This is a genomic window from Streptomyces showdoensis (assembly GCF_039535475.1).
GTDB classification, from domain to species: Bacteria; Actinomycetota; Actinomycetes; order Streptomycetales; family Streptomycetaceae; genus Streptomyces; species Streptomyces showdoensis.
Window position 1 is genome coordinate 49821 of the sequence record NZ_BAAAXG010000024.1, and the last position, 12438, is coordinate 62258.

Consider the following 12438-nt stretch of genomic DNA (forward strand, 5'->3'; position numbering starts at 1 on the left):
CGGCCGTCCCTTGGTGCCTTCGTGACCACGCGAGTGTGCGTCGCCGAACCGGAACCCCCGGCGCCCTCCCCGGCGAGGTGGCAGGCGCCCGTGGGCGAGGGGAGCGCGGGCGCGTCGTCCGCGGCGTCCCGGACCCGACGGCGTCCCCCGGCACCGCCTCGCCGGCCGCCCGGGGGAGGGGGGTCAGGGGGTGAACACCTTCACGGAGTCGTCCGCCCCGTCGTTCCGGTTGATACCGATGAAGAAGTCGCTCCCGATATGGGTGATGTCCTCGATCTCGTCGAGCAGATTCCTCCCCGGAATACCGATATCGCTCTCCACGTCACCACCGGACCAGTTGTACTGGTACACCCAGTTCCAGCCGGTCTCGGGAGTCGAGCCGTTGATGGACTTGGTGTTCCAGATGTAATTCTCGGAGCAGTCGATTCCCTGGTCGGAACGATTGTCGTGACTCGTGAGATCGGTCTTCACCAGCTTCCATCCGCTCGTCAGCGAACCGGCGCCGGGGTGGGTCCACAGGTTGCCCGCGCGGCGGGCGGCGTAGCTGCCCGCCCCTCCCGCGGCCGTCGCGCTGTAGCAGAGGCCGCTGATGTCGCCGATGGGCAGATGGACGACCTCGCTCGCGCCGATGGCTCCCGCCGCGTTGAGGCGGACGATCGTCACGTCGTCGCTGGGGAACGCCGACTGGCTGCCCTGGGTCGCGATCAGGGCGGGGCCCTGGCCCTGGTAGTCGGGGTGGTAGGCGAGGTCGTTGCCGTGGCCGAGCGCCGGTATGGAGGTCGGCGCTCCGGCACAGGTCCAGCTGGTGCCGTCCCAGGTCGAGCCGTCGCGCAGCCACCGGGAGAGGACCGGCTCCGCCCCGCCGGCCTTGGTGAAGACGATGTACAGCTGGCCGCCCGGCCCCGCGACCATGCCCTGCATGACGGTGCGGCCCGCCCGGCACGCGCTGCTGGTCGGGATGGTGAGCCGTTCCTCGCCGCTCCTGTCGGTGGCGGCGGAGGCGGGCGTCGTCGCGGTGATGGCGATTCCGGTCACCATCGCCAGCGCGGACGCGAGACTCAGTAGTTTCTTCACGTGTTTCCCCCTTGTGGTTGGCGAGGAGGCTAGCATCACGCGTGTACCTTGCATCCGAACAGGCTTCGTCACCTGGGCGACGAATGTGGCGAGAATTCACCCACTCCGGAACGATCCTTCGCCTTCGCGCGGCACCGGGGCTTTCGAAAGGCGCGAAAAGGGTGAATGACGGGTGCGCCGGCCGGGGCGGGGGTACACGCACGGCATGAAACAGGTGGAACGACACAGACCAGGTGAGATCGTCACCCAGAGCGGTATCCACGCCTGCGACTGCGGCGCAGAACACCTCTGGAGCAAGAGCACCGATGTCCGCGGGCACCGCTTCCCGCCCCTGCCCTACGGCTGCGCGGGCCAGATCCGGGTCCTGCGCACCCGGGCCCATCCCGCCGCGAGCTGACGGTGGCGCTCCGGCTGCGGACCAGCGACGTGCGGGCGCCGGGCTGGCGTCGCGTGCGCCACGGCCGCGGGTTCCGCTACCTGGACCAGGACGGACGAGCGCTGTCCGCGACGGACCGGGAGCGGGTACGGGCTCTCGTCATCCCGCCGGCCTGGCAGGACGTCTGGATCTGCCCGTGGCCGAACGGGCACATCCAGGCGGTGGGAACGGACGCCGCCGGACGCCGCCAGTATCTGTACCACCCCCACTTCCGCCGGCAGCAGGACGCCGCGAAGCACCAGCACGTCCAGCGGGTCGCCCGCTCACTGCCCCGCCTGCGGCGACGCGTGGCGGCCGATCTCGCCGGACGCGGCCTGACCCGCAGCCGCGTGCTCGCCTGCCTGACCCGCCTGCTCGACCTGGGCTTCCTGCGCGTCGGCGGGGAGACCTACGCCCGTGACAACGGGAGCTTCGGCCTCACGACCCTGCTGCGGGAACACGCCACCTGCCACCGCGGCGAGATCCGGCTGAGGTTCCCCGCGAAGTCGGGCAAGGAGGTCACCCGCACCCTCGTGGACGAGCCGGCGTACACCGTGATCCGGGCGCTGCTGCGGCGCAAGGAGCCCGGCCCGAGGCTCTTCGCGTACTGGGAGCACGGGGCCTGGCACGAGCTTCACGCCGAGGACCTCAACGCCTACCTGCGGGACGGGTCGGGACAGGACGTGACGGCCAAGGACTTCAGGACCTGGTACGCCACCGTGCTGGCGGCGGTCGCCCTCGCCGTCGCCGAGGGCACAGCCGACGCCGCCCCCGCCCGCAGGGGCAAGGTCGTGGCCCACGCCGTACGGGAGGTCAGCGGCTACCTGGGAAACACCCCCGCGGTGTGCCGGGCCTCCTACATCCATCCGCGCGTCATCGAGCTCTACGAGGAAGGAGAGACCATCGCCGGCGCCCTTGACGGGCTGGGCGAGGAGGGCGTCTTCGGCCACCCGGCCACCCACGGCCGGGTCGAACGAGCCGTTCTGAGACTCCTGCGCTCACCGGCCGGATGAGAGCACCGGGGGCCTTCCGCGGGGCCGTCCCCGCCCGCTCACGGCGACGGCGGGGCGCCGGTGGCGCGCGCAGGGCCGACGGGGAGGCGGTAGAGGGCGAAGGCGTGGCGGATGACCGGCTGGGCCACGTTGCGCACGCGGACCCCGCCGGTGGTCAGGCCGTGCTCGGTGCCCAGGTGGGCGTGGCCGTGCACGGCGAGGTCGGCGCCGACGGAGTCGATCGCCTCGGCCAGCAGGTAAGTGCCCAGGAACGGGTAGATCTCCAGCGGCTCGCCGGCCAGGGTGTCGGGCACGGGCGAGAAATGCGTCAGGGCGATCCGTACGTCGCAGGCGCGGTCGGCCAGATAGGCGAGGGCCTCGGCCAGCCGGCCGGCGCTCTGCCGGGCGGCGCGGACGAACGCCTTCATCTCCGGCTCCCCGAACTCTCCGGCGCTGCGGCCGGCGAAGCCCCCGCAGAAGCCCTTGGTGCCCGCCACGCCGACCTGGTGCCCACCCGCGGACACCACGGTCGACCGGCCCTCCAGGACGACGACCCCGGCGTCGCACAGCACGCGGCCGACCTCGGCCTCCTGCCCGGAGTGGTAGTCGTGGTTGCCGAGCACGGCGACGACCGGCACGCCGCAGCCCCGCAGTTCCTCCGCCACCACGGCCGCCTCCTCCACCGTGCCGTGCCGGGTGAGGTCGCCGGCGAGCAGCAGCAGGTCGGCGCAGTCGGGCAGCACGGCGAAGGCGGGGCGCAGCAGGCCCCTGCTGTCCGTGCCGAGGTGGATGTCGCCCACGGCCGCCACGACGACGGCGTCGGAGGCCGGCGGGGCCGGCCCCGTCGGCGCGCTGCCGCCGGTCACGGCAGTTCTTCCCATCGGTCGGGCACGTCGGCGCAGGCCACCACGAGGTCCTCGACCAGCGTGAGGTCCGCGAGCTCCCGCCGTGCCGTCCGCAGGACCTCGTCCCGCCTCTGCGGGGTGGAGACGGTCCCGGTGATCACGACCACGGCGCCTCGCTGCTCGACGCTCACGCCGAGCTCGGCCAGCCGGTCACCGGCGAGCCGTTCGCGCAGCTTCGTGATCCGCCGCTCGTGCCCGGTCATGACCGGCTCCCCGGGATCACTTCGAGCAGTTCGAGCAGGTACAGGAAGGCCGCCGCCATCGGTCGGCCGTCCGTGATCTTCCGGACCTCGTCCCAGTCGACGCGTTCGCGCAGGCCCCGGGCGACCGGCAGCAGGGCGCCGAAGTCGCAGTGGTGCTCGGAGAGCGCGGCGAGACGGCTCGCCATCAGGTCCGTCGGGGCGATCACCGGCATGTGGACGGAGTCGACGGGGAGCGTCCAGGCCCGGGCGAGCAGTTCGGGGCTGACGGGCCGGCCGGCAGCGCGAAGATGAGGTCGACCTGCTCCCCTCCGGCGCGCGCCTTGATCAGCCAGTCCTCGGGCGGGTCGACGATCTGGACGCCGCGCTCCCTCAGCAGCTCGACGACGGTCTCGCCGTCCGCTCTGAGCAGGGCGAAGTCGGTGTCGTGCTGGAGCCGGACCGGGATGCCGTGCGCGTACGCGGCGACGCTGCCGACGAGCGCGAAGGGCCGGCCCGACGTCTTCAGGGCGGCGCCGATCTCCTTCGTCACCTCCAGGATCGCCTGCGTGTGGTCGGGCGGCAGACGGACCTGGCCCGACTCCGTGCCGCCGCGGTCGTCGCGTCGCTTGTCGGTGAGACGCATGGCTCCACCTCCGGAAGCGCCCGCCCTCTTCGCGGGCCGGGGGTCCGGCGTCTACCCCGCCGACGTCCGACGAACCGCCGCGTCCGGCTCCTCGACGGCGGAGTACGCGATCAGGTCGTAGCCGTGCCCGGCGGGCTGCGACGCGCGTTCGAACCCGATTCCGGCGCGGCCGATGGTCAGCTGGAAGGGCTGCTCCCCATCGGGCCATTCCTACGGCTGAAGGTACGGGGCGGGCCGGATGAGGGCCTTGTGCCCGAACTGGCGATCGCGTCCGTGTGGTCGATGTCCTCGTACGAGCCGGGCTGGATGGAGAGCGTGCGGGTGGTCGTGGAGGACCGACCCGGCGGTGTCGTGCCCCGTACGGCCGGCCCGGCGCCCCGCGTCGCAGGCTCCGGCGCGGAGCCTCCCCGGGGCGAGAGCAGCCGGCGGACGGCGTTTCCGGCCCCGCCGACCGGGCAGCCGCACCAGGGGAACGACCCCAGGGCGCGGGCACGGCAGCCGTGCGCGGGCCCACGAGTACGACCTGGCGAGGTGGCGCGGATGAAGGCCCTGACCTGGCACGGCAGACGGGACGTGCGCGTCGAGACGGTTCCCGATCCGGTCCTCACCGATCCGACGGACGTCATCGTCGAGATCACGTCCAGCGGTCTGTGCGGATCGGACCTGCACCTGTACGAAATCCTCGGACCGTTCCTGGAGGAAGGCGACATCCTCGGGCACGAGCCCATGGGCGTGGTGCGCGACGTCGGCCCGGAAGTGACCCGGATCGCTGTCGGAGACCGGGTCGTCGTCCCGTTCAACGTCTCGTGCGGCACCTGCCGCACCTGCGGCGAGGGACTGCACTCCCAGTGCGAGACCACCCAGGTCCACGCCTACGGCAACGGCGCGGCCCTGTTCGGCTACACGAAGCTCTACGGCCAGGTCCCCGGCGGCCAGGCCGAGCTGATGCGGGTCCCGTTCGGCGACACCCTGCCCGTCAAGGTGCCCGACGGGCCGCCGGACGACCGCTTCGTCTTCCTCTCCGACGTCCTGCCCACCGCGTGGCAGGCCGTCCGGTACGCCGACGTCCCCCAGGGCGGCAGCCTGGTCGTCCTCGGACTCGGACCGATCGGCGACATGGCCGCCCGGATCGCCCTGCACCTCGGCGTCGGCCAGGTGATCGGCGTGGACCTGGTGCCCGAGCGTCTGGAGCGTGCGCGGGCACGGGGCGTCACCGCGCTGAGCCTCACCGACCACGACGGGGACCTGCCCGGTACGATCCGCGAGCTCACCGACGGCCGGGGCCCGCACGCCGTCATCGACGCCGTCGGCATGGAGGCCCACGGTTCCCCGGCCGCCGAACTCGCGCAGAAGGCCACCTCGCTCCTGCCCGGCCGACTCACCGCGGCCCTGATGCAGCGCGCCGGCGTCGACCGGCTGCACGCGCTCCACCTGGCCATCGACATCGTGCGCCGTGGCGGCACGATCTCCCTGTCCGGCGTGTACGGCGGGCAGACCGACCCCCTGCCGCTGCTCACGATGTTCGACAAGCAGATCCAGCTGCGCATGGGCCAGGCCAACGTCCACCGCTGGGTGCCCGACATCCTCCCGCTGCTCGTGGACGGCGACCCGCTCGGCGTCGACGACTTCGCCACCCATCACCTCCCGCTCGCCGAGGCGCCCCGGGCGTACGAGATGTTCCAGAAGAAGCAGGACGGCGCCGTCAAGGTCCTCTTCCGTCCCTGACCGCGCCGCCCGTGACACGTGGAGGCCCCGCCATGGCACCGTTCTTCCGCGACCGGCCCCGGACCGGCCGTGCCGTTCCCCGCACCGCGCTGGTCACCGGTGGCTCCCGCGGTCTCGGCTGGCTCATCGCCCGCGAACTCACCGCCCGCGGCTGCCGGGTGATGCTCTGCGCCCGTGACCCGGACGAGCTGCGCCGGGCGGAGCGGCGCCTGACCGCCGACGGCGCCGAGGCGGCGTCCGTCGCCTGCGACCTCACCACGCCGGAGGCCCCCGCACGCGTGCTGGCCGCCGTGCACGAGCGGTTCGGCGCCCTGGACCTCCTCGTCAACAACGCCGGGATCATCCAGGTCGGCCCGTTCGAGGCCCTGTGCGAGCGCGACTTCCGCCAGGCCATGGAGCTCATGTTGTTCGCGCCCCTGCGACTGACCACCGCCGCGCTGCCCGACCTGCGGGCGTCCCGGCGCGGGACGGTCGTGAACGTCACCTCGGTCGGCGGCCGTGTCCCCGCGCCCCACCTGCTTCCCTACGTGGCGGCGAAGTTCGCCGCCACCGGGCTCTCCCAGGGGCTTCGGGCGGAGCTGGCCGCCGACGGGGTCTCGGTCACCACCGTGGTCCCGGGCCTGATGCGCACCGGATCCCACACGGCGGCACGATTCCACGGCCAGGCTCCCTCCGAGTACGCGTGGTTCGCCGCCGCCGCCTCGCTTCCCCTGCTGTCCATGGACGCCGAACGCGCCGCCCGCGCGATCGTCCGCGCCGCCGAACGCGGGCGCCCCGAGCTCGTCCTCACCGCGGCGGCACGCATCGGCTCGCGCGTCCAAGGCGTGGCGCCCGCGACCACCACCAGGCTGCTGACCCTGGCCGCGCGGCTGCTCCCGAGCTCCGACGGCGTCCCCGATCGCGACGTGCCGGGGGCGGAAGCGGCCCGTACGACGCCCCTGCCGTCCTGGGTCACCACCCTCGGGGACCGCGCCGGACAGCGATTCGGCGAACCACACGCCGGAACCTGAACGAAACGGGGACCCGAGCCCCCCCCCTCGATCGGTACCCGTCACCCGGTCCGACCCTGCTGCCCGCGCTCCGGCTGCCTCAGACCACTCTGGAGCATCGGATCCCTGCCTGACTGGGCATCATGTCTGCCATGGACCTCGCAGGCGTAGCAGCCCTCGCGGCGCTCGCAGGCATTCCGGCGAGCGTACTGGTCGCGCACTGGCGAAAACTCACAGCCCTGCAACAGACTCACGCCCTGGACCAGGCAGCCCACGAGACCCCTGGCCGCCCCTTTCGGGTGTCCTACCAGAGGGTGCCCGGTCCGGCGATGACCCAGCCGGCGTCGACGGGCTTGACCCAGAAGCTCAGTGCCACCTCGATTATCTGTGCGCGGTAGGTGATCTCAACATAGAAATGGCTGCCGGTGTCGCCCCAGTGGAAGTCCGCGAGATTGAGTTCGCCGAGCCAGGACACATCCTGCTCCCACTCGTCGGCGGCAGGGCTTCCGCTCGCCTCGTCCTCATCGGAGCTTGCTTCGACGGACCCGGTCCACAGCGACTTGAGCACATGACGGACCGGGCTGTGGTCGATGAGCTGTCCGGCCTCATGGATTCTTCCGGCTCGGAGCAGGTCGAAGTAGCGGCGAACGACGGCTTCGGCATCCGCTTTGGCAGGGTGTTCCGTCCAGGTCCTCACCGCGCGATCGTACGAGTTCTCCCGTCGAGGATGAGGTACACCGTCATCGACGCGGCTCGTACTGCTTCGGCCAGCGTGGGGGCAAGGGCGGCCGGATGAGTTCGGCGGGGCCGGGCTTCGTGGTGGCCCGGCACGCCCTGCACGAGGGGCTTCACCCGGCCCGCCGAAAGCGAACGCGCGGCGCCCGGTCAGTCGGGCAGGGCGGGGCCGACGGGGAGCAGGTTGGTCGCTCCGGTGATGTCCAGCAGGCGGAGCATCTGGTGGCTGGGCACCGCGAGCCGCAGGATGCGGCCGGTGCGCCGCGCCTTCTCGGCCGCGGCCAGCAGCACGTTGAGCCCGGAGGAGTCGCAGAAGGAGGAGTTCCTCAAGTCGACGACCACCTCCGCCGATTCCGGCGCCCCGGCGAGGGCCTCGTCGAGGGCCGCGCGCCAGCGCGGCACGTGATGGATGTCCATGTCTCCGTGGATGTCGACGCGGACGATGGGGCGGGCGGGGGAGCCGGTCCCGGTCCGGGGTTCCGTGGCCTTCGTGGGGGTATCCATGGTGCACACCTTCTCCGTACCTGGCCCCTGCCCCGGGCCGGCCCGCGCATGCGCCCGCGTGCCCGGTCACGGAGCGCGGTGGGAGGCCCACCGCCGGCATCGGCGCACGGCGAGGACGGCCGGCCCGGCCGCAAGGGTTTCGTGGGCGGACAGTCTGACTTCGTCGATGAGGACACGCCTCCCGCCGGGTGCCTGCGCCGGGGCACGCGGTGGGGTCGCTGGCCGGCGGCGGGGGGCGAGCGCCCGGCACGGGCCTGGGCAGTCGCGCGGTGCCCGGAGAAGTGCCGGACGGCGTGCCGGGGGGTGGCGTCGTGGAAGGGGCGCGGGCGCCAGGGCGGAGTTCTCGGCCCCGGCGGAGCAGCCCGACGGTCCGGTGGGCGTGGTCACGCCCGCGGCCTGGGGCCGGCGGGGCGTCAGGACGAGGAACGTGGCGTCGACGGCCGGCAGTTCGGGCCGCCGGTCCTGGAGAGCGGCGGGCGGGAGGTCGGTCAGCGCGATCCGTGCGGCGTACGCACGCGGCCCGGTCGACTGCGGACCGGTACCGCCCTGGGCGCGGTCACGGCCCCAGGAGGTGGAAGACGCGGTCGGTGCCGGTGAGTTTGAACAGCTGGTCCAGGTGGCGGGGCAGGGACCCGGTGAGGACGAGCCGACCGGTGTTGTGCGTGCGTAGGAGCACGTTGAGGAAGCTGGAGTCGCCGAAGGTGACCCCGCTCAGGTCGAGGAGGAGGCGGGTGGCGCCGTCGCCGCGCGTGTCGGTGATCGCCCGTTCCAGGCAGGCGACGGACTCCCGGTCGAACTCGCCGTCGGCCTGGAGCCGGGCGGTACCGTCGGCCCGTACGGGTTCGCGGAAGACGCCCGCGTCACGGGGCGCGCTGTAGAAGTAGTGGCCGTCGGACGTGACGGTGTAGGTGACCTCGTCGGTGCGGTCGCCGCTCGTCATGACGATCCACCTCCCTGTGAGGAAAGGCCCGCCACGGCCGCCGGGGGCAGCCAGGGGCGGTCGGTGATCGTCAACGGCACGCCCAGGCCCTCGCAGAGCCGTCGCAGGCGCGCGAGGACGCTCAGGGACGCGGGACTGGCGGGGCCGTGGCACAGGTGCAGACGGACGCCGAGCGGCCGGTGGGCGGCGACCAGCTCCTGCACGAGCTGGACGGCGGCGGCACGGCTGGGGATGTCGAGATCGGCCGGAAGGCTCAAGGCCAGAACCCGGCCCCGGACGGTGTGCTCCACAGGCATGAGGGGCTGCTTCCACCGGGCCGGCACGCACCGTCACCAGGCCGGACAAGGGCACGGTGCGGGCCGGGAGAGTGACGTTGCGTCGAATTCAGATGGTGACGGGGGCCGCCACGGATGACGTCAACGACCTGAGCCGGGAGGACAAGGAGTCCCGGCCGTTCGGCGAGCGGAAGAACCAACCCTCCGGGCTGGAGTGAAGCGCACCCCAGTGCGCGTCCACTCACCTTCTGGCACTTCCCACGGTACGCCTTTGCCCGGCAGAGGAAACACGAGGCACCTCGCGCCGCCCCGCGCCGGGCGCAGCCGTTCGCTCCGCCGACGCGTCGAGGCATCCGCGGGTTCCCGCTGACGGCGGTGGCGCTTCGGCGCCCGTCCCGCGCCGCCGGCCGGGCGGCCGCGGGGTACGGGCGCCCCGGCTACCCGGAGGAGACGGTCATGGTCACGTGACCTCCGGATCCGTACCGTCCGCAGGTCCCCGGCTCGGGCGCCACCGCCACTCGGCGACCTCGGGCAGATCGGCGCCGTGCTCGCGGATCCACGCGTGGTGGACGGTGCGCCGATCGGCCATGTGCTGCCGGACGGCGGCCGCGCGGACGGCGAGGCCGGGAACACGGTCGATGACGTCCATCACGAGCCGGAACCGGTCGACGTCGTTGCGGACCACCATGTCGAAGGGAGTGGTCGTGGTACCGGACTCCTTGTAGCCGCGAACGTGGAGCTGCCGGTGGCCGGACCGGCGGTAGGTCAGCCGGTGGATGAGCCAGGGGTAGCCGTGGTACGCGAAGACCACGGGCCTGTCCGGGGTGAACAGCCCGTCGTAGGCGAGATCGGTCATGCCGTGGGGGTGCTCCTCGTGCGGGAGGAGGGTGGTCAGGTCGACGACGTTGACCACGCGTACGGCGAGCGACGGCAGGTGTTCCCGCAACAGCTGTGCGGCGGCCAGGACCTCCTGGGTGGGCACGTCACCGGCACAGGCGAGCACCACATCCGGTCCGCCTCCGTGCTCCGTGCCCGCCCAGTCCCAGATGCCGGCTCCGCGCGCGCAGTGCGCTCGGGCGTCGTCCAGCGACAGCCAGTCGGGGCAGGGCTGCTTCCCGGCCACGATCACGTTGACCTGGTCACGGCTGCGCAGCGCCTGGTCGGCGACGGCGAGAAGGGTGTTGGCGTCCGGAGGGAGAAAGACGCGGACCACCTCGGGGCTCTTGTTCAGGACGTGGTCGACGAAGCCCGGATCCTGGTGGGAGAAGCCGTTGTGGTCCTGTCGCCAGACATGGGAGGTGAGCAGATAGGTGAGGGAGGGCACGGGCGCGCGCCACGGCAGCCGGCTCGCCGTCCGCAGCCACTTGATGTGCTGGTTGACCATCGAGTCGACGATGTGGACGAACGCTTCGTAGCAGGAGTACAGGCCGTGTCGTCCGGTGAGCAGGTACCCCTCCAGCCACCCCTGGCAGAGGTGCTCGGACAGCACCTCCATCACCCGGCCGTGCCGGTCCAGATGCTCGTCGGTGCCCAGAACGGCAGCCTGCCACGCCTTGCCGGTGGCGCCGTAGACGTCCTGGAGCCGGTTGGAGGCCGTCTCGTCCGGGCCGAAGAGCCGGAAGTCCCTCCGGGAGCGGGTCGCCCGCATGAGCACTTCGAGGAGACCGCCGAGGACCCGGGTGGGTTCGTGCAGGCTCGCGCCCGGGGAGACGACGGACACCGCATGGTCCTCCAGCGGCGGGACCGGCAGCTCTCGGGTGAGCAGGCCCCCGTTGGCGTACGGTGTGGCCCCCAGGCGCGCGGTGCCGCGCGGAACACAGGCCAGGACGTCCGCGACGGGCCGTCCGTCCGCGTCGAACAGCTCCTGCGGCCGGTACGAGCGCAGCCACCGCTCCAGCAGCCGCAGGTGCTCCGGGTTCTCGCGGACCTCCGCGAGGGGGACCTGGTGGGCGCGCCAGGTGCCTTCGACGGGCTGGCCGTCCACCTCCGCCGGGCCGGTCCATCCCTTCGGGGTGCGCAGGACGATCAGCGGCCAGCGCGCCCGCTCGGTGACCCCTTCCTCCCGGGCGGCCCGCTGGGTCCGGGCGATCATGTCCAGGGCGCGGTCGAAGGCGGCGGCCATGGTCCGGTGGACCCGGGCGGGATCGTCGCCGGCCACCACGAGGGGCTCGTGGCCGTATCCCCTCAGCAGGGCCTGGAGCTCCTCCTCGGGGAGCCGGGCGAGCACCGTGGGGTTGGAGATCTTGTACCCGTTGAGGTGCAGGATCGGCAGCACGGCACCGTCGTGGACGGGGTCGAGGAACTTGTTCGAGTGCCAGGAGGCCGCCAGCGGCCCGGTCTCCGCCTCGCCGTCGCCGATGACGCAGGCCACGACCAGCCCGGGGCGGTCGAAGGCGGCACCGTAGGCATGGGCCAGGGAGTAGCCGAGCTCGCCCCCTTCGTGGATGGAGCCGGGGACCTCGGGGGCGACATGGCTCGGAACCCCGCCGGGAAAGGAGAACTGCCGGAAGAGCCGCGCCATGCCCGCCGCGTCCCGGGACACGTCCGGATCGACCTCGCTGTAGCTGCCCTCCAGCCAGGCGTTCGCGAGGACGGACGGCCCGCCGTGCCCGGGCCCCCAGACGCACATGGCCTCCAGCTCCCGGGCCCGGATCACCCGGTTCAGATGCGTGTACACCAGGTTGAGCCCCGGTGAGGTGCCCCAGTGGCCCAGCAGCCTCGGCTTGATGTGCTCGGGCCGCAGCGGCTCGGTGAGCAGCGGGTTGGCCATGAGATAGATCTGGCCCGCCGCGAGATAGTTCGCGGCCCGCCAGTGGGCGTCGAGGGTCCGCAACTCGTCGTCGGTCACGGCTCCGGCGCCGTGCTCCGGGGGTCCTTCCGCGGCCATGAGAGCCTCCAGGGGTGGGGCGGGGGGCTTCTTCGTATGGTCCGGCACCGGTCAGGCCGGGGCTGACGACCAGAGCACCCCGCTGTGGGCCCCGGAGAGCGTGCGCGTCCTCGAGGACGCGCACGCCACTCCGACCCGGCGTGCGGCATTCCCGTACCGTGCCGACTTCCTA

12 protein-coding genes and 2 pseudogenes are annotated in these 12438 nt (G+C 72.6%); 4 read left to right on the plus strand and 10 right to left on the minus strand.

What is annotated here, in order from left to right; genetic code table 11:
- Positions 1–183 precede the first annotated feature (183 nt).
- Positions 184–1074: a hypothetical protein gene (locus ABD981_RS12145; protein WP_131723918.1), complete on the minus strand. Its 891-nt coding sequence runs from the start codon at positions 1072–1074 to the stop codon at positions 184–186.
- A gap of 205 nt (positions 1075–1279) precedes the next feature.
- Between ABD981_RS12145 and ABD981_RS12150 the strand changes: the two genes are divergently transcribed.
- Together ABD981_RS12150 and ABD981_RS12155 are read left to right on the plus strand one after the other, a co-directional pair.
- Positions 1280–1471 (plus strand): hypothetical protein, encoded by a 192-nt coding sequence (locus ABD981_RS12150; RefSeq protein WP_123954947.1) that lies wholly within the window; start codon positions 1280–1282, stop codon positions 1469–1471.
- A 2-nt stretch (positions 1472–1473) separates the two neighbouring features.
- A complete protein-coding gene (locus ABD981_RS12155; RefSeq protein WP_046910403.1) occupies positions 1474–2502 on the plus strand; it encodes a DNA topoisomerase IB in 1029 nt (342 codons plus the stop codon).
- A 38-nt stretch (positions 2503–2540) separates the two neighbouring features.
- Here ABD981_RS12155 and ABD981_RS12160 read toward each other — a convergent pair whose 3' ends face one another.
- From ABD981_RS12160 to ABD981_RS12175, 3 genes and pseudogenes are all read right to left on the minus strand, one after another.
- A complete protein-coding gene (locus ABD981_RS12160) occupies positions 2541–3347 on the minus strand; it encodes a metallophosphoesterase family protein (RefSeq protein WP_046910402.1) in 807 nt (268 codons plus the stop codon).
- Entirely contained in the window at positions 3344–3589 is a 246-nt protein-coding gene (locus tag ABD981_RS12165; protein WP_046910401.1) for a hypothetical protein, read from the minus strand. Before ABD981_RS12165 ends, ABD981_RS12160 begins: the two co-directional genes overlap by 4 nt.
- Positions 3586–4211 (minus strand): annotated as a pseudogene (locus ABD981_RS12175) (nucleotidyltransferase family protein). Before ABD981_RS12175 ends, ABD981_RS12165 begins: the two are co-directional and overlap by 4 nt.
- A 540-nt stretch (positions 4212–4751) precedes the next feature.
- On the opposite strand from ABD981_RS12175, the gene ABD981_RS12180 reads away from it, so the two are divergent.
- Together ABD981_RS12180 and ABD981_RS12185 are read left to right on the plus strand one after the other, a co-directional pair.
- Complete coding sequence (locus ABD981_RS12180) at positions 4752–5936, plus strand: zinc-dependent alcohol dehydrogenase (protein ID WP_046910400.1); 1185 nt, start codon at positions 4752–4754, stop codon at positions 5934–5936.
- Positions 5937–5968: 32 nt separating this feature from the next.
- Positions 5969–6946 (plus strand): SDR family NAD(P)-dependent oxidoreductase, encoded by a 978-nt coding sequence (locus tag ABD981_RS12185; RefSeq protein ID WP_046910399.1) that lies wholly within the window; start codon positions 5969–5971, stop codon positions 6944–6946.
- A 283-nt stretch (positions 6947–7229) separates the two neighbouring features.
- On the opposite strand, the gene ABD981_RS12190 is transcribed toward ABD981_RS12185, so the two are convergent.
- The 6 genes and pseudogenes from ABD981_RS12190 to ABD981_RS12210 form a co-directional block, all read right to left on the minus strand.
- Positions 7230–7622, minus strand: coding sequence for a hypothetical protein (locus ABD981_RS12190; RefSeq protein WP_046910398.1), 393 nt, complete (start codon positions 7620–7622; stop codon positions 7230–7232).
- A pseudogene (locus ABD981_RS38895) lies at positions 7622–7714 on the minus strand (IS5/IS1182 family transposase); the annotation flags it as partial. The gene ABD981_RS12190 and the pseudogene ABD981_RS38895, both read right to left, overlap by 1 nt.
- A 96-nt stretch (positions 7715–7810) precedes the next feature.
- Positions 7811–8164 (minus strand): STAS domain-containing protein, encoded by a 354-nt coding sequence (locus tag ABD981_RS12195; RefSeq protein ID WP_046910397.1) that lies wholly within the window; start codon positions 8162–8164, stop codon positions 7811–7813.
- A 556-nt stretch (positions 8165–8720) separates the two neighbouring features.
- Positions 8721–9104 carry an STAS domain-containing protein gene (locus tag ABD981_RS12200; RefSeq protein WP_123954938.1) on the minus strand — a complete coding sequence of 128 codons (384 nt, stop codon included), beginning with the start codon at positions 9102–9104 and terminating at the stop codon, positions 8721–8723.
- Positions 9101–9400, minus strand: coding sequence for a hypothetical protein (locus ABD981_RS12205; RefSeq protein ID WP_205628261.1), 300 nt, complete (start codon positions 9398–9400; stop codon positions 9101–9103). The genes ABD981_RS12200 and ABD981_RS12205 overlap by 4 nt, the downstream gene beginning before the upstream one ends.
- Positions 9401–9839: 439 nt before the next feature.
- Positions 9840–12266: a phosphoketolase family protein gene (locus tag ABD981_RS12210; RefSeq protein ID WP_046910396.1), complete on the minus strand. Its 2427-nt coding sequence runs from the start codon at positions 12264–12266 to the stop codon at positions 9840–9842.
- Positions 12267–12438: the final 172 nt, after the last annotated feature.